The organism is Pseudomonas sp. R84 (assembly GCF_009834515.1).
Taxonomy (GTDB): Bacteria; Pseudomonadota; Gammaproteobacteria; order Pseudomonadales; family Pseudomonadaceae; genus Aquipseudomonas.
Window position 1 is genome coordinate 2,008,863 of sequence record NZ_CP019426.1, and the last position, 15,949, is coordinate 2,024,811.

Sequence of the window (15,949 nt, forward strand, 5' to 3'; positions counted from 1 at the left end):
TGTGGCGCCTTTTTTCGTTGCTGCAAAAGTCATCCGATCGGTCAGCTTCGTTGCTGTTAGCAAGAGCCGAGCCAAGGCTTTCGAAAAGCAAAAAAACACCCGCTCGGCTGCTGAAAAACAGTCGATTGAGTGTGTTTTCGGGATGCCTCGGTACTGACCGGGGCCGGGATAAGTTGGCTTTTCGGTCAGGAATTAAATCCGGGCTTTTTTTTAGACCGAATTCATGAGGCCGCGGAGAATACTGACTCAACGGCCAGGTCTCAAGTGCCCCGCAACAGAGCACCGACGACAGGCATGGGGCACGGTTGCGGGCCATCTTAAAAGTGCACCTTGACCAGCAGGCTGGCGGTGTTCTGATTGGTGTCGAAGTTGTGCGTATTTTCGACGCCGTATTTATTTTTCCAGTAACTGTATTCGGTGCCGACATACAGTTGCTTGTGGCTCCAGCCCAAGGCTTTGCCGAGGTCATATTTGATCTGCGGATTGATGTGCAGGTTGGCGTGGTAGGTGCCGCGCGAGTTCTCATCGTTGTCGACCACCCAATCGAGGTAGCCGTCGATCAGCACATCGGAATTGCCTAAAGGAAAGCTGTAGGACCAGCCGGGGGTGATCTGCCAGACGCCGTCGCCGGGGCGTGGGCCTTCGGTCTGGCGGCGGAAAATGTTCAGGGTGACGTAGTTGAAGCCGGGCACCTTGAGGTCGAAGCCGGGGCCGATCAGATAGGCCTCGCTGTCGCCTTCGCCATATTCGTAAGTCATCGCCAGCAGCACGTCTTTGATCGGGCCGAACTCGAGCTTCTGGTCGAAGATCTTGCCGAACGAGAAACGCGGGGTGAATTCACCGTAGAACGCGTGCGGGCCTTTGTTCGCGTCTTCCTTGCCGTTGTAGAAGATCTTGTCGACGAACAGGAAGTTGTCGCCGTACTTCCACTTGTCGGCGTGCTCGAAGGTCAGCGTCTGTTGGATCGACGGGTTGATCGCAAAATTCTTGCCGTACAGGTAGCTCAGGCTGTTGGTCTGCCACAGCAGTAAATCGCCGGCCATGGCCTGACTCGCGGCCAGCAGGCCGCCACTCAACAGAACGCTGGTTTGCGTGCGAATCATCTGTTGCTCCCTCTTGTTTTTATTGTTTGAGGCGCAGAGCTGTTGCGCGCCCTTGTAGGAGTGAGCCTGCTCGCGATAGCGGTGAATCAGTCAACGAATCTGTTGAATCTGATAACGACATCGCGAGCAGGCTCACTCCTACAGGGGGATAGCGTTTTTCAGTTAATGCTGGTGCGCATGGCAGTCGTTGATCGCTGCGCGCTCTTTGCCGCCGAGAATGTTGAACAGCAGGTTCAGCGTCAGCGCACTGAGCGTTGCCATGGCGATGCCACTGTGAGTAATCGGGCTCATCCACAGTGGCAGATGCGCGAAGAACTCCGGACGCACTACCGGGATCAAGCCCATGCCGATGCTCACCGCGACCAGCAACTGGTTGCGGCGGTCACCGATGTCGGCTTCCTGGAGAATCTTGATGCCGGTCGCCGCGACCATGCCGAACATCGCAATCGCTGCGCCGCCGAGTACCGCCGGTGGAATCGACGCCACCAGAAACGCCGCTTTCGGCAGCAGGCTCAACACGATCAGCAAGCCACCAGCAACGATGGTCACCGAGCGGCAGCGCACACCGGTCATCTGCACCAGACCGATGTTCTGCGCGAAAGAGGAGTGGGTAAACGTGTTGAAGAAACCCGCCACAAACGAGGCGCCGGCATCACACAGCAAGCCGCGACGCAGCATGCGTGGGCAGACTTCCTGGCCGGTGATTTTACCTAGCGCGAGGAACATCCCGGTGGACTCGACGAAGATGATCACCACCACCAGACACATCGACAGGATCGGCGCGAGTTCGAATTTCGGCATGCCGAAATGCAGCGGGGTGACGAACTGAACCCATGGCGCGTTGGCCATGCCGCTCAGATCCACCATACCGATCGCGCCGCACAGCAGGTAGCCGAAGCACATGCCGATCAGTACTGAGATGTTGACCCAGAAACCGCGCATAAAGCGGTGGATCAACAGAATGGTGCCCAACACCAGCGCGGCGATGGCCAGATAAATCGGTGAGCCGAATTGTGCGGCGGCGGCACCGCCACCGGCCCAGTTCACGGCCACGGGGAACAGCGACAAACCGATCGAGGTGATGACCGTGCCGGTCACCAGCGGCGGGAAAAAGCGCACGACCTTGGACATGAACGGCGCGATGAGCATGCCGAAGAAACCGGCGGCGATCGTTGCACCGAAGATGCCTTGCAGGCCGATGCCGGGCATGCCGGCCATGGCGACCATGCTGCCGACTGCAGCAAAACTGGCGCCCATCATCACCGGCATGCGAATGCCCATCGGGCCGATGCCCATGGACTGCACAATGGTAGCGATGCCGGCGACCAGCAGATCGGCGTTGATCAGGAAGGCTATTTCTTCACGACTCAGGCCAGCGGCCTGTCCAATGATCAGCGGCACCGCGATGGCACCACCGTACATCAGCAGAACATGTTGCAAACCGACCAGGATCAGTTGCAAAAGGGGCAATCGCTGAATGGCGGGTGCGTCGGGGATGCGCGCTTTGGACAGCTCGGACATGCAACACCTCGGATCTTTTTATTCTTGTGATTGAACAGCTGCCGGGTTGCTCACAGCTGTTTCTTTACATCAGGTAAACCGCGTTATGGCGATTCGCGAGCAGGCTCGCTCCCACAGGAAATGCGCGATCTCTGTGGGAGCGAGCCTGCTCGCGAAGCTTTGTTGCTTAGTTGGTCTGTGCTCCCTGGGCAATCCATGCACCGATCAGGTCACGTTCCTGCTGGGTCATCTGCGTGATGTTGCCCAGTGGCATGATCTGCGTGGTGATGGCTTGCGCCTGGATGCGCGCCGCGTTCTGACGGATCTGCTCTGGAGTGTCGAACATCACACCGGCAGGCGCCGCGCTGAACAACGGGCTGGTTGGTTTGGCCGAATGGCAAACCGCGCAGCGTTCCTGGATCACTGTGTGCACTTTGTCGAAACCCGGGCCAGCATTCGACGCCTGTGCCGGTGCTGCAGGTGCCTCTGCGGGTGCAGCAGGTGCCGCCGCTTCAGCTGGTTTCGCGCCACCGCCCAGTGCCGTTTCCGGCAGCGGTTGGTATTCGATTTTCGCTGGCGCCTTGGCCACTTCCGGAGCGGTCGACATCGGCATCGGGCCGGTGACGTACGCCAGACTGATCATGCCCACCGCCGCAACCGGCAGGGTCCAGGCAAACTTGTGGCTGTCATGACGGGTGTTGAAGTAGTGACGCACCAACACCGCCAACACCGCGATCCCGGCCAGGATCAACCAGTTGTACTGGCTGCCATAGGTGCTCGGGAAGTGGTTGCTGATCATGATGAACAGCACCGGTAGGGTGAAGTAGTTGTTGTGACGCGAACGCAGCAAGCCTTTGGCTGGCAGCGCCGGATCCGGCGTACGGTTCTCGGCAATCGCCGCGACCAGTGCGCGTTGCGCCGGCATGATGATGCGGAACACGTTGCCGACCATGATGGTGCCGATAATCGCGCCGACGTGCAGGTACGCGCCACGACCGCTGAACACTTTGCTGAAGCCATACGCCGCGCCGATGATCAGCACGAACAGAATGAAGCCGAGCAGAGCAGGGCGTTTGCCCAGGGCCGAATCACAGAGGAAGGAGTAGATGAACCAGCCGATAAACAGCGAGCCGATACCGATGGCCACACCTTCAGGGCCGCTCAGTGTGCTGCCCGGAGCCAGCAGGTAGAGCGTTGGATTGGAGTAGAACACCACGCACAGCAGCGCGATACCCGACATCCAGGTGAAGTAGGCTTCCCATTTGAACCAGTGCAGGTTTTCCGGCATCGCCGGCGGGGCCAGTTTGTATTTTTCGAGGTGATAGATACCGCCACCGTGGATCGCCCACAGGTCACCGGCCAGGCCGGTTTTCGGGTTGACGCGGTTGAGGTTGTTCTCCAGCCAGACGAAGTAGAACGACGCGCCGATCCAGGCCACGCCAGTAATCATGTGAACCCAGCGCACGCTCAGGTTCAGCCATTCCAACAGATGTGCTTCCACAGTCTTTACCTCTCGCCTGTCACTCTTGTTGTCGAGTGATCAGACCTTCTCTTATTGGTGGGGGGCGAGGATCAAACGCTCATCCTCTTTGAAAAAATGCTCATCGCAGTTGTTGCCTGTGCCACTGCGATCAACCACCAGGAAGTCATCCCGCTTTTCGATCGTCAGCACCGGATGGTGCCAAACGCCGCGATGGTAATTAATGCCCTGCCTGCCGTTGGTGACGAAGGCGCGGACCAAGCCTGATACAGGTTCATCGCCAACTGGCGCGACCACGATCAGAAAGGGGTTGCCGAGCAGCGGAATGAAAGCCTGGCTGCCCAGCGGGTGGCGTTCCAGCATGCAAACGGTCAGGGGCATGTCCTGCGCGTCGGCGCGGAAGATGCTGATGATCGCGTTGTCCTCAGGCTGAGCGGTTTCGACCGTCGCCAGTTTGTGGAAGCGCATGGTCGAACCGTTGTTGATCATGAAGTGATCGCTGCCGTCGGTTTCGATGACGTCACCGAAAGGGGCGAAGGCTTCTTTGCTCAGCGGTTCAATCGTTAGTGTGCGCATGCTGTTCTTCTTATCCGAATTCTGTGTTGTTCAACTTGTCAGTGCGTCTTGCGCGATCCCTGTAGGAACTGGCGAAGCCTGCGATCTTTTGACTTTGTTTTTAAGATCAAAAGATCGCAGCCTGCGGCAGCTCCTACAGGCTCAGCATTACTTCGCGACCTTGCCGAGAACGCGCAGGCGACTCACACCACCATCCGGGAACACGTTCAGACGGATGTGGGTGATCGGGCCCAGCGCTTTGATCTGCTCGACGAAGGTGTGTTCGGCGTGCATTTCCAGCTTCTGGCTTGGCAGCAGTTCGCGCCAGAACAGCGACTGGGTTTCGATCTGGCTGTCAGTACCGCCTTTCACGAACGCGCCCTGGATCGAGCAAGTGTCCGGGTAGTTGCCTTTGAAGTGCAGGGTGTCGACGACGATCTTCTCGATCTCGCCCGGGTGACCCAGCGCGACGATTACCCAGTCATTGCCTGGCGTGCGACGACGTGCAGTTTCCCAGCCGTCGCCCATGTTGATGCCACGGCCCGGGTTGAGGATGTTGCTCATGCGGCCGAAGTGTTCGTCGGAGCAGGCGAGGGCGCGGCCACCATTGAGGGCTGCTGCCAGATCGACTTGCTCGTTGTCGCCAACCGCCGACCAGTCGCGGAACGGGATGCCGTACACGCGCAGACGGGCGACACCGCCGTCCGGGTAGATGTTGAAGCGCAGGTGGCTGAACGCTTGGTCGTTGCTGATTTCGTGGTAGTGGTGGCTGTTGCCCTGCAGCTCGACGGCCGACAGCACTTCAGTCCACTGAGTGTTTTCATCAGGCTCGCCCGAGGCCAGGAAGCACGCTTCCAGAGAGGCCGATGGCGGGAAGTTGCCGGTGAAGAATGAAGTGTCGATGTCCACGCCTTTGATCGAGCCCGGTACGCCCAGACGGATCACTGCGCTGTCGAAGCCTTCGAAGCGCTTGCGGCGCGATTCCCAGCCGTCCATCCACTTGCCGTTGTCATCGAACACGCCCTCCTTCCATACGGCCGGGGTCGGTTGGAACAGACGATTGGCGTCTGCGAACCAGTCATCGGTGACCGAGATGATTTTGGTGCCCAGACGGGCATCGGCCAGGTTGACGAATTTTTCGAAAGGTACGGCGTAAGCTTTCATTCTTCTTGTCTGCCTTTAAATAAGTGGCTGGGGATGCTTGCGAGACCCTGGGTACTCTCCGCGTTTGATGTACTCGGGTCAGGCTCGCTATAGGGTCAGTAAACGGAACAGGGCGATCTTGTTGATCTCCGCCAGCGCGCATTTGAACTCGGTATCTTGCGAGTTGTGAATGCGCGTTTCGAACGCCGCGAGGATCTGATGCCGGTTGCTGCCTTTTACCGCCATGATGAAGGGAAACTTGAACTTGGCTTTGTAGGCGTCGTTCAGCTCGGTGAAGCGCTGGAACTCTTCGGCCGTGCATTGGTGAATACCGGCGCCAGCTTGTTCATTGGTGCTGGCTTCGGTCAGTTGGCCCTGGACGGCGGCTTTGCCGGCCAGGTCCGGGTGAGCGTTGATCAGGGCCAGCTGACTGGCGTGATCGGCGCTCAACAGGATGTCGCTCATGCGCTGGTGCAGGGTTTCGATCTCGTCGATCGAAGCGTCCGCGCCCAGGTCGTAGGCCTTCTCGGCTACCCATGGCGAATGTTCGTAGATGTCGGCGAAAGCGTTGACGAAAGCGTCGCGGCTCAGGCTCGACGGTTGCAGGGTTTGAAAGCGGCTCATTTGGCGGCCCCTTGGTACGGCTGGGTTTCGTGCCAGTGACGCGCGATGTCGACGCGACGGCTGAACCACACCTGTTCATGACTTTTGGCGTATTCGATAAAGCGTTTGAGCGAAGCGATGCGACCCGGACGGCCGATCAGACGGCAGTGCAGACCGATCGAGAGCATCTTCGGCGCTTCGGCACCTTCGGCGTAGAGCACGTCGAACGCGTCTTTGAGGTATTCGAAAAAGTCGTCACCCTTGTTGAAACCCTGCACTTGCGTGAAGCGCATGTCGTTGGTGTCGAGGGTGTACGGGATCACCAGATGCGGCTTGCCGGTCGGGTTGTTTGGTTCCCAGTAGGGCAGGTCATCGTCGTAGGTGTCGCAGTCGTAGAGGAAACCACCTTCTTCCATGACCAGACGACGGGTGTTCGGGCCGGTGCGGCCGGTGTACCAGCCCAGTGGGCGCTCGCCGGTGATTTCGGTGAGGATGCGGATCGCTTCGAGCATGTGCTCGCGTTCCTGCGCTTCGTCCATGTACTGATAGTCGATCCAGCGGTAGCCGTGGCTGCAGATTTCGTGGCCGGCATCGACCATCGCGCGGATCACGTCCGGGTGGCGCTGGGCGGCCATGGCGACAGCGAAGATGGTCAGCGGAATGTCGAATTCCTTGAACAGTTTCAGGATCCGCCAGACGCCGGCACGGCTGCCATACTCGTAAAGCGATTCCATGCTCATGTTGCGCGCGCCTTGCAGCGGCTGAGCAGCAACCATTTCAGACAGGAAGGCTTCGGATTCTTTGTCGCCGTGCAGAATGTTGCGCTCGCCGCCTTCTTCGTAATTGAGTACGAACGACAGGGCGATGCGGGCATTGCCCGGCCAGTGTGGGTGAGGAGGGTTACTGCCGTAACCGATCAGGTCGCGTGGGTAGTCAGCGCTCACTGCAGTCTTCCTTCTTTTTCGTTGACAGATTTGTGTGGCGGCCTGGCTGGCTGGCGTCACAGCGATGGGCTGATTGTATACAACTTTATTCGCAATTTGTAAGCCTGAATTTTCGCATTTCTCACCGACTGTCATCTTTTACTGCGATTGGCGTGAGCCTGCAAGAAACCTGCCTGACCAGTCAGCTAATGGATAGGAGGTTCAATGAATAGGCGTATCGCTGGCTCATCGGCAGGAAACCCCCGAATGGCGGGGGTGATATGAAAAATGTCGTTTTTATTGTGTACAATTTTTTTGAAAAGTGTCTTAATCAATTGCTCGCCGCAGCTTTTCGTGCTCCGAATCGGTGCGGTCTCCTTTTCAACTGACTTCGGGAGGCGCGAAGTCTGACTGCTCCATGCAGGCAGGCGCGCAGAATCAATGGGACGTTTGACAACACACGTTTTGGACGCTGCACACGGTTGCCCGGGCAGTTCGATCAAGGTCGAGCTGTACCGCGTTGAAGGTTTGCAACTGGAATTGGTCGCCAGTGCGATAACCAACAGCGACGGCAGGGTCGATGCACCGTTGCTGCAAGGCGATGATTATCGCACCGGCGTTTATCAGGTTCAGTTCCACGCCGGCGATTACTACCGCGCTCGTGGCGTGCAGTTGCCGGAGCCGGCATTTCTGGACGTGGTCGTGCTGCGCTTCGGCATCTCTGCCGAACAGGATCACTACCACGTGCCATTGCTGATTTCGCCGTACAGCTATTCCACGTACCGGGGCAGCTGACCCCCAAGCAGCTGCCCCCACCGGGAAGCGACTGCGCATATAGCTTCTTTGGTCTTTCGCCCGCCCACACTGCGGGCTTTTTTTTATTCCAGCATTTTGTGTCGATCTGCCTGCGTACGCTCCAGAGAACTGCGGAGCGCGTTGCTCCGCTTCCTGTAAGGGGCATTCAGCTGTGTCGGGTGACGATAAGGTTGTGTTCGTGAGTAGGAAGAGGCTCGTTGGTGCCCAGCAAAAAAATGATCCTGTCCGTGTGTAAATGCTCCATCAGGTCATCTTTGATGTGGGTGTCCATGTTGTCGACAAAGACTCTTTTTTTCAGCCAGGCAATGGGATCAGGGAGAAAAACAGTGTTGTTTTGAATCCTGTCCATGAACATGATGAAAACAGGGTCAACCCCCGTTCGCTTGATCAACAAGGCATTCCCCAGGTTGGCGCCAAAATCATGGGCAATGTTGTAGCCGTGTGCGCTAAGAAGATCTTTGAAAAGTGTTCGCGTTGTTCGGCCACCCCTGTGATGTTGCGAACCGGAGAGCAGTTTCGGGTTGAAGTCGATTCTTTGCAGACCTTCAGTGGACGGTAGCGGCATACGCATGTAGCCATGTACGTCGGCCGCAAGCGGCGAGAGGAGCATCAACGGGTCGCTCAAGTCCTGGCGAACGACTCTGTTATCGCCGACGAAGACAGAGCGGTTTTCCCAGTACTTGAAAGTCTCGAACAATGCACTGATCCCGGGCCCTGTTATTTTGTCGGAGTGACTGGCCCGGTGGAACATCTCCCGTGCGGCTTTACTTGCCGAGTGATCGGAAAGGTAGGGAAACTGATCGCTGACATATTGAGTCAGGCTTTTTTCAAATGGCCGACTCTCGATGATTCTCCATGCTTCACCGCCGTGCCCCGTATTGTCCGCCAACTTCACCGCACCCCTGGGTTGTAACTCAGGATTGGTCAGCAGCAACTGTTCGAAAGCATCGAAACGAGCAGCAGAAAACAGTGGGGGCTTGATGAAGGCAAAGGCGTCAACGGCGTGAGTCGGCTGGTCAAGTATCGCAAAGTGCTTGCCGGCGATTTCGATGGAGTCGCCGGCTGACGGTTTCGTCGTGGTTCCCCAGCCTTTCCATAATTCACTGATGCCCATGAGTACGAAGGGATTGAGAGGATCACTGTCTTCTGGCAGTCGAGGGCGTTTACTTGGGCTCGGGCCGGGTTTTTCCGAGTGGGTGAGGGCACGGGAACTGCCCGGTTGTGGATCTGTAGCGGTGTTCAGTTTACGGCGCCAGACGAATTGCCCCGGAATCTGTTCGAAGGTTATATCCGGCACATTGATCGTTGTTGCAGAAGCCAGTTTGTATTCGCCTTGTTCATTCCTGCGAACCAGGATGGTTCCGTCGGCAATATCGACATAGGTTTTCCCGCGCGGTCCTTTGCGGATGCCGTCCAGGGACTCGCGCGCGGCAGGGAGAAGGGTCGCCAGGTGCGGGTCGACAAGGATGATTTCTTGTGGCAGTTCGGCAGTCCGTTGCTGCGCTGACAGATTTCTCTGCCTGGATTGAGCCGTGTACCACTGTGCCTCGACTCGCCAACGTGGCTGGCCGTCGATTTTTTTCAGAATCGGTGGCGTAACGCCTGGCGCTGCAGGCCAGGGAATCTGGTAATCACCGGCGGTGTTGAGTTCAACCCGGTAATGACGGCCGTCTTCCAGATGCGCGTAAATCTGACCGCCCGGGGCCACGAATAAGCCGTCGACGGATTTGTGTGGCTTCAGCAGATGGGTTTGTAATACCGGCAGGGATATCTCCGCCAGTCTGGCATTGGCTTCGGCGAGCACCGGATCCGTTAGGTAACTCACCACAACACGTGGATCGCCAACCACTTCGCTGCCAGATGTGTGGGGAGTGGAAGTGTCGGACGGTCGATTCGAACCTGGCGCGAAAGTCTCAGAAGTACCGGTATTTTTCAGGCTGCCATTGCCAGCCTCAGACCTGTTGATAGTTGAGTTGTCGGGCGACGGAGGGCGAACCGTGGTCTTTGTAGGTTTGGTCATTGAAGTGCCTCTAAGCGATTGATGTTTTTGTGCTCACTGCGCTGCTCGATCATTGGTCTTTGAAAATGAACAGCGTGGTTTGCCCCAGAACATCTGTCTGGGTTCCGCCGAGCAGGTAGCTGATCTTTTTTTCTTTGCTGTAAGCCGACAGTGGCTTTGGTTCGCTGCTGGATGTTTGCACCACGACCTCACTGCGTTGAAAATGCTCAGGCTGAAATCGCTGCAACTTCCCGTTAATAAGAGGGGGCAGTTTCAGCACGAATACGTGATCGATTTTCTCGCGGTGAAACAGCAATTCGTTCTCGGCAAACGTGCTTGTCGAGGAGGTCAGCACGTATCCTTCATCTGCCAGAAGCTGGCTGAACAGCCTTCGCAAGTTGGGCGCAGTTGGCGCTGCGGCGTACTCGTTCCAGTGCCGAGAGAAGCGTCCGGGATCAAAATCCAGTCGCATCAAGCCCTCCCCCAGTGAGGAGGGAATCGCCAGGGTTTCTTCCGGTCCGGAAACAGGGCGCAACATGAGTAACGGGTCAGCCAGTTCTCGACGCGGCGCTCTGCGCTGACCCCTGTTGGCCCAGTAACGAAACACCAGATTCATCAGCGCCAAGCCGGGGGCAACGATGATTTCGGATCGGTTCGCCTGATTGAACATGGCTCGGGCGAGTGAGTTGACCGATTGATCCGAGAGATATTTGAAGGTTCTGGAGATGTACTGAGTGATCGGCATCTCAAAGGGCGCGACGCTGTCCAGTACCGTCCACTGGTTGTTTCGTTTGACCGCCCATTTCGGCTGCATCGACGGGTTATCCCGCAGCATGTATTCGAAGGTGTCGTACAGGGCGGGTGAGAATAACGGATGTTGCAGGTAGACCAGTCGCGGGTTGGCATTCAAGTCCTGTTGCATCACTCGGTAATACTGACCGTCTATCTCGATATGCTGGCCTGATCGTGGGCGAATACTGTGTCCCCAGTTTCGCCATAACCCGAAACTCAGGTTGATTGCGTCGGGATTGGCCGACAGCAAACTCTCGGTCAGCGCGTGGGTGGCGTCTGTCCCTTCTTCCTGATGCAGTCGTTTGCTGGAGCCGGCCGTGGGCTCCGGTGTATCGGTTGAGGCTTTGCGTTTTTCCTGTGGCGACCGCTCCGGTACAGAATCGGTTTGCTCGGTTTTGCGCCGCCACAGTCGCGTCCCCGGAATCTGTTCGAACAATAATGCGGATGCATCGCGCACGGTCGCGGAGGTTTGCTGATACTCACCGTTGGCGTTTTTACGCACCATGACGGTTCCTTCAGTGGTATCGATATAGGTTTTGCGGTGCTTGTCGTAGCGGATTCCATCCGGTGTTTGCAGGCGAGGAGAGAGCAGGGCTGCATCATCGGGGGCGAGGTAGATCGGTTGCTCCGTCAGGAAACCCTCGGCGGCAGCATTTCGCCTGTCGCTTTCTGTATTGTGTGCCAGCCAGTTCGGTCGTTCGAAAGTCCAGACAGGCTGGCGCTCTGTCTTGATCAGGAAGGGGCCAGGCAAGTGCGGGGCGAAGTTGAAGGGGATCTGGTAACGGCCATCGTATTGAATCTCGACCAGCAGGTGTCCTTCATTTTCCACGTGGGCATACAACTTGCCATCCGGACTGGTGAACAGTCCGCTGTCTGGATCGAGACGTTGTAGCAGATGTACTTGATCGGCAGGCCAGGTGATTGATTGCAGCGCGGCTTCAAGCCGTGATTGAGGTGCAGGAATCTCGTGGACCTGTACCGACGGCTGGTCCATTGAGATGCCCGGCAGACCTGTGGAGGAACCCGCGCTTGCCTGGCTTTCGCCCGGGAGTCTGTGGGAAGTGTTACCGGTATTGGGATGTGAATCGGGCGCAGTAACCCCGGCCACACGCTTCGGTGGTTTGACCATTAAGTGAATCTCGCTATTGGAAAGGTGGGGTGCTCAGGCTGTGGCTTGTCCACAGGCGGTTGCGGACGCGCCGCTCAGATGTTCGGCGCAGGCTCAGCCCTCTCTCACAATGAACAGCGTCGGGTTGTCAGGGGAAATATGTTGTATGCCACCCACCAGATAGATCAGTTCGGTATGGGCCAGATGGCTGTCCAGCTTGTGTTTTTGCGCAGTGCTGAGTCTGGTCAGATAGGCGGGATCGGTAAGTTCGGATCCAGCGGGAGTGGTGCGAGGAACCTGGTTTCCAGCGATGGGCGGCAGCTTCAACACGAATACAGCAGCAACGCCTGGACGGTGGAAAATCAATGCGCCTTCGCTGAGTCTGCGCGTGGTCGGATTGATGCTGTAACCGTTGTGTTGCAGCACGTTCACCAGTAATGCACGCAGGTTGCCTGGCGTCGGCGTCGCTGCGTAAGGAGCCCACTCCTGAGGGAATCGTTGTGGATCGAAATCCAGGCGCTGCAGCACGGCTGAATTGTACGCAGGCAAGGTCAGCAAGCCACCGCTTGGCAGGTGGCCGGGCGGTGTCGGCAGTTTTGGCAGCATCACCAACGGGTCCGACAGGTTGTGCATCGGTGGCTCGTTATTCACCCGATCTACCCAGTGGCGAAAGGTCAGCGCCATCACCGAAAGTCCATGGGCGTTTACTCCCTCAGGCAGGGAGACCCGATCGAATACCGCTCTGGCGACGTTGCTGGTCGACTGTTCCGACAGATAGTTATAAGCGGTGGAAACATATTGCCTGGCGGACATTTCGAACGGTGCATGGTTGTCCAGAACCTTCCAGTGGCCCTGGATTTTCAGCGCCCATTTCGGCTGACGCGAAGGTTCATGACGCAGCATGTTTTCGAAAGCGTCATAGCTGTCCAGTGAAAATCCGGGGTGCTGCAAATAGACTAGTGCGGTATCGGCGCGTAAACCTTGAGCAACGATCTGGAAGTGCTGCCCGTCGATTTCAATTGACTCGCCTGAGCCGGGTTTTGTGGCTCTTCCCCAGTTTTTCCACTGACCTGCGGAAAGATCCAGCGCGACGTTCTGTTGGGAGAAAAGATGTTCGACCAGTGTGCTTGTGTCCGTTGCAACATGGGTATGTTCGTCGAGGCGCGGGGGCCTGCTCGGACCGGGCACGGCGTCAGTCGTTTCGGTGGTCACTGAATCGGTCGCAGCTTGATGACGGGGTCGCGTCACGTCGGTTTCACGCCACAGCTTTGTGCCGGGAATCTGTTCAACCCTCTCACCCGTAGGGGTCGATTCCCCGGCGTGAGTCTGTCGCCAGCCGTCCGGGGTTCTGCCCACCATGACCATACCGCCGGGCATTTCGACATAGGCTTTCTTGCGCTTGTCGTATCGAAAACCTTCTTCGGTGTCTGGCTGCAACTTCAGTCGGCTTGCCGATTCGGCGTTGATGAAGACCGGGTGCTGCGCTCGCTCTCTCGTGGAGGTACTTGCCACGGCGGCCTGCTGGTTTTCGCTGAAGTGCAGGGCGACCCACTCCGCGGCGTTTGCAAGCGTTGAAACCTCAGGAAGGTGGTGGACGATGACTGAGGGGCGTTGGGAAGCTTCAGGCGGTAAGTGATGGATAGTGACAGTGGGGCGCGGTTCCGGTGCCGCCGGCAAGGCATTGGCAGATGACGATTCGGCTAAGGCAGGCACGTTGGCGGTGCCAGGAGCAGGATGAACGTTTTCACCAGTATTGGCCTCGTGAGCAATGTTTGAATGTTCGACTGATGTCACGTGTGAGTCGGGTGGAAGCGTGCGCGGAATTTTCTTGGGTGGCTTGGCCATTGAATGACTCCTTTGGATGGTTGATCCAGTCGTTTGCATAGGGGCAGATGTTCAGGTCGCCACTTTGCGGTCGCCTGGCCAGTGACTCCGAAGGGATCATGGTCGGCAAAAGAAGTCCTTGGCGTGCGGTATATATGTATTGTGATGAGGGCAAGTGCTGCACGGTGTTACGAGACGTCTGGAGGATTGCCACTCGCTCCGGCAGGCGCGGTGCGAGTGTCAGAGACAACTCAGCGCTCTCTGATAACGAACACCGAATCCGGAGTGGAATCGACCTTCAATACTCCACCGATGAGCCAGATCACTTTGTTTTCTATCGTCGCGGTTGTCAGAGCAGCAAACGCCTCGTTGCCAATCCGCGCCGGCAAGTTCGGTTCTGCCAGTTCATTGCCGGGCGTGTGGGACAAGCCGACATGTTCCACCGCACCCAGTTTCATGAAATAAATCTGGTCATGGGTCTCGCGCCGAAATACCAGGGTTGGCATGCGATGCTCATAAGTCAGGGGAAAGACGTCGTAGCCGCTGCGCACCAACAGGGCGCCGAGCAGGCGTCTGAGGTTCAGATCTGTCGGGTAGGTTTTGTAGTGATTCCATTCGATGGGAAAGCGCTGTGGATTGAAGGTGAGTCGTTGCAGTTCGCCGTCGACCTGGAAGGGCATCCGGATCAGTTTTTTTCCGTTGAAGTCGATGGACGGCGCCACAGACAGCATGTTCAGCGGGTCGGCATACGCAGGGGCGGTGGGAAACGGTCGTTGCTTCCACTGATGCAGGACCGCCTGAATATTGACCAGTCCGGTGCCGGTAATCTCCGGTGAGTTGTCGGCGAGTTCAAACAGTTTTCTGGCGACGGTATAGGCAGTGGCATCAGAAAAGTCGGGGAACGCATTGGCAACTGACCGGGATATCGGTTCATCAAAAAAACGCTTTCCGGGGTTTATTTCTCCCGGGTCGTTGCCGATGCGAAATGTTGCAACAGGCTGCAGCGAGGGCGCTGTACGCAGCATTTGCTCAAAGGTGTCGAAGCCCGCTGGCGTAAAGTCAGGATGCTGTACAAAGTACACTTTGGGGTTGCGGTTGGAGCCAATGGGCACTATCGGATAATGAAACCAGCCGAGCTGGACGGATTCCACCTGCACGGGTTTGTTCAGATGGCCCCATGGTAGCCAGAAGAACGGTGTCTGCTCGGCTGGGGGGGGCGGTTCGAAAGTTGGCGATGGCACTGGATCTTTAGGCTCTTCGACCCGCGCGCGTTTGCTCGGGCCGGGTTGCGGTTCGTCCGCCTCGGCTAGCGGCCGAGACCTGCTCGCAGCAGGATTTTCAATGGTTGGCGAGCCTGGATTCTTCAAGCGCCAGAGCACCGTTCCGGGAATCTGTTCAAAAAATACATCAGGCAAGTCTCTGCTCGTTGCAGAGGTCAGTTGATAATCGCCTTGCTGGTTTTTCCGCACCATGACCGTGCCTTCTGCCGTATCGACGAAGGTGTGTTTGAGTTTGTTGTAACGGATTCCACCCGTTGATAGTTCTGCTCGGGTCAGCGTTTTTGCGTCATCGTGCGCCAGGTAGGAGAGGGTTAATGGCGTGGCAGGCGTACCGGGCCGGGTCTGTGTCGATTGCCAGCCGGGACGCTGGATGTGCCAACTGGCCTGGCCTTCAATCCTGGTCAGTACCGGGCCGGGAATTCCGGGCGCAAAAGTCAGTGGAACGTAGTAGTTGCCCTGCAAGTCTCGTTCGACGACGAACCGGCCTTCGTTGCCGATTTGCGCGTAGATTCGCTGATCCGGCCCGGTGAACAAGCCGGTGTTTTCTCCGCTTGGCGTCAGTTCGTGCAATCGATCCTGAGGCCAGGCGATTGCGCTACGGGCGGCCCTGTAGGTATCGGGGATTTCATTGACGATGACGGCTGGCGGCCGATTGGTGGAGGTGCCGGGGGGCTGTGACCCCGTGGTTGAGTCGACGCCAGACAGCGGGGTATCAGGTAGGTTTGTGGTAACCCGGCTACCCGAGCCTGACTGCGCAGGTCTTGTTGTAACAGTCGTATCGGCTGCTGCTGTCACTGGGACTTTCTTGGGTGGTTTCGCCATG

At 57.4% G+C, this 15,949-nt stretch carries 12 protein-coding genes; 1 reads left to right on the top strand and 11 read right to left on the bottom strand.

Annotated features, from left to right (window positions below; genetic code table 11):
• Positions 1 to 317 precede the first annotated feature (317 nt).
• The 7 genes from PspR84_RS09095 to puuE form a co-directional block, all read right to left on the bottom strand.
• Positions 318 to 1,103 (bottom strand): outer membrane protein OmpK, encoded by a 786-nt coding sequence (locus PspR84_RS09095; RefSeq protein ID WP_122843380.1) that lies wholly within the window; start codon positions 1,101 to 1,103, stop codon positions 318 to 320.
• Between the two features lie 162 nt (positions 1,104 to 1,265).
• Entirely contained in the window at positions 1,266 to 2,624 is a 1,359-nt protein-coding gene (locus PspR84_RS09100) for a nucleobase:cation symporter-2 family protein (RefSeq protein ID WP_160056976.1), read from the bottom strand.
• A 166-nt stretch (positions 2,625 to 2,790) separates the two neighbouring features.
• The gene (locus tag PspR84_RS09105) at positions 2,791 to 4,104 is read right to left on the bottom strand and encodes a urate hydroxylase PuuD (protein WP_160056978.1); all 1,314 of its coding nucleotides are present in this window, start codon (positions 4,102 to 4,104) and stop codon (positions 2,791 to 2,793) included.
• A gap of 51 nt (positions 4,105 to 4,155) precedes the next feature.
• Positions 4,156 to 4,659 carry an ureidoglycolate lyase gene (locus PspR84_RS09110; RefSeq protein WP_034151759.1) on the bottom strand — a complete coding sequence of 168 codons (504 nt, stop codon included), beginning with the start codon at positions 4,657 to 4,659 and terminating at the stop codon, positions 4,156 to 4,158.
• A gap of 147 nt (positions 4,660 to 4,806) precedes the next feature.
• The gene (gene alc, locus PspR84_RS09115; protein WP_007913974.1) at positions 4,807 to 5,802 is read right to left on the bottom strand and encodes an allantoicase; all 996 of its coding nucleotides are present in this window, start codon (positions 5,800 to 5,802) and stop codon (positions 4,807 to 4,809) included.
• 87 nt (positions 5,803 to 5,889) lie between these two features.
• Positions 5,890 to 6,405, bottom strand: a complete 516-nt coding sequence (uraD, locus tag PspR84_RS09120) for a 2-oxo-4-hydroxy-4-carboxy-5-ureidoimidazoline decarboxylase (RefSeq protein WP_034151758.1) — start codon at positions 6,403 to 6,405, stop codon at positions 5,890 to 5,892.
• Positions 6,402 to 7,328 (bottom strand): allantoinase PuuE, encoded by a 927-nt coding sequence (puuE, locus tag PspR84_RS09125; protein WP_034151757.1) that lies wholly within the window; start codon positions 7,326 to 7,328, stop codon positions 6,402 to 6,404. The genes uraD and puuE overlap by 4 nt, the downstream gene beginning before the upstream one ends.
• A gap of 420 nt (positions 7,329 to 7,748) precedes the next feature.
• Here puuE and uraH point away from each other — a divergent pair, with 420 nt between their 5' ends.
• Positions 7,749 to 8,102 carry a hydroxyisourate hydrolase gene (gene uraH / locus PspR84_RS09130; protein ID WP_160056980.1) on the top strand — a complete coding sequence of 118 codons (354 nt, stop codon included), beginning with the start codon at positions 7,749 to 7,751 and terminating at the stop codon, positions 8,100 to 8,102.
• A 166-nt stretch (positions 8,103 to 8,268) separates the two neighbouring features.
• Here uraH and PspR84_RS09135 read toward each other — a convergent pair whose 3' ends face one another.
• From PspR84_RS09135 to PspR84_RS09150, 4 genes are all read right to left on the bottom strand, one after another.
• Positions 8,269 to 10,143 (bottom strand): hypothetical protein, encoded by a 1,875-nt coding sequence (locus PspR84_RS09135; RefSeq protein WP_160056982.1) that lies wholly within the window; start codon positions 10,141 to 10,143, stop codon positions 8,269 to 8,271.
• A 49-nt stretch (positions 10,144 to 10,192) separates the two neighbouring features.
• On the bottom strand, positions 10,193 to 12,043 hold the full coding sequence (locus PspR84_RS09140) for a hypothetical protein (protein WP_160056984.1): 1,851 nt from the start codon (positions 12,041 to 12,043) through the stop codon (positions 10,193 to 10,195).
• A 93-nt stretch (positions 12,044 to 12,136) separates the two neighbouring features.
• Complete coding sequence (locus tag PspR84_RS09145) at positions 12,137 to 13,867, bottom strand: hypothetical protein (RefSeq protein ID WP_160056986.1); 1,731 nt, start codon at positions 13,865 to 13,867, stop codon at positions 12,137 to 12,139.
• Between the two features lie 230 nt (positions 13,868 to 14,097).
• Positions 14,098 to 15,948, bottom strand: a complete 1,851-nt coding sequence (locus PspR84_RS09150; RefSeq protein WP_160056988.1) for a hypothetical protein — start codon at positions 15,946 to 15,948, stop codon at positions 14,098 to 14,100.
• Between the last annotated feature and the right edge of the window lies 1 nt (position 15,949).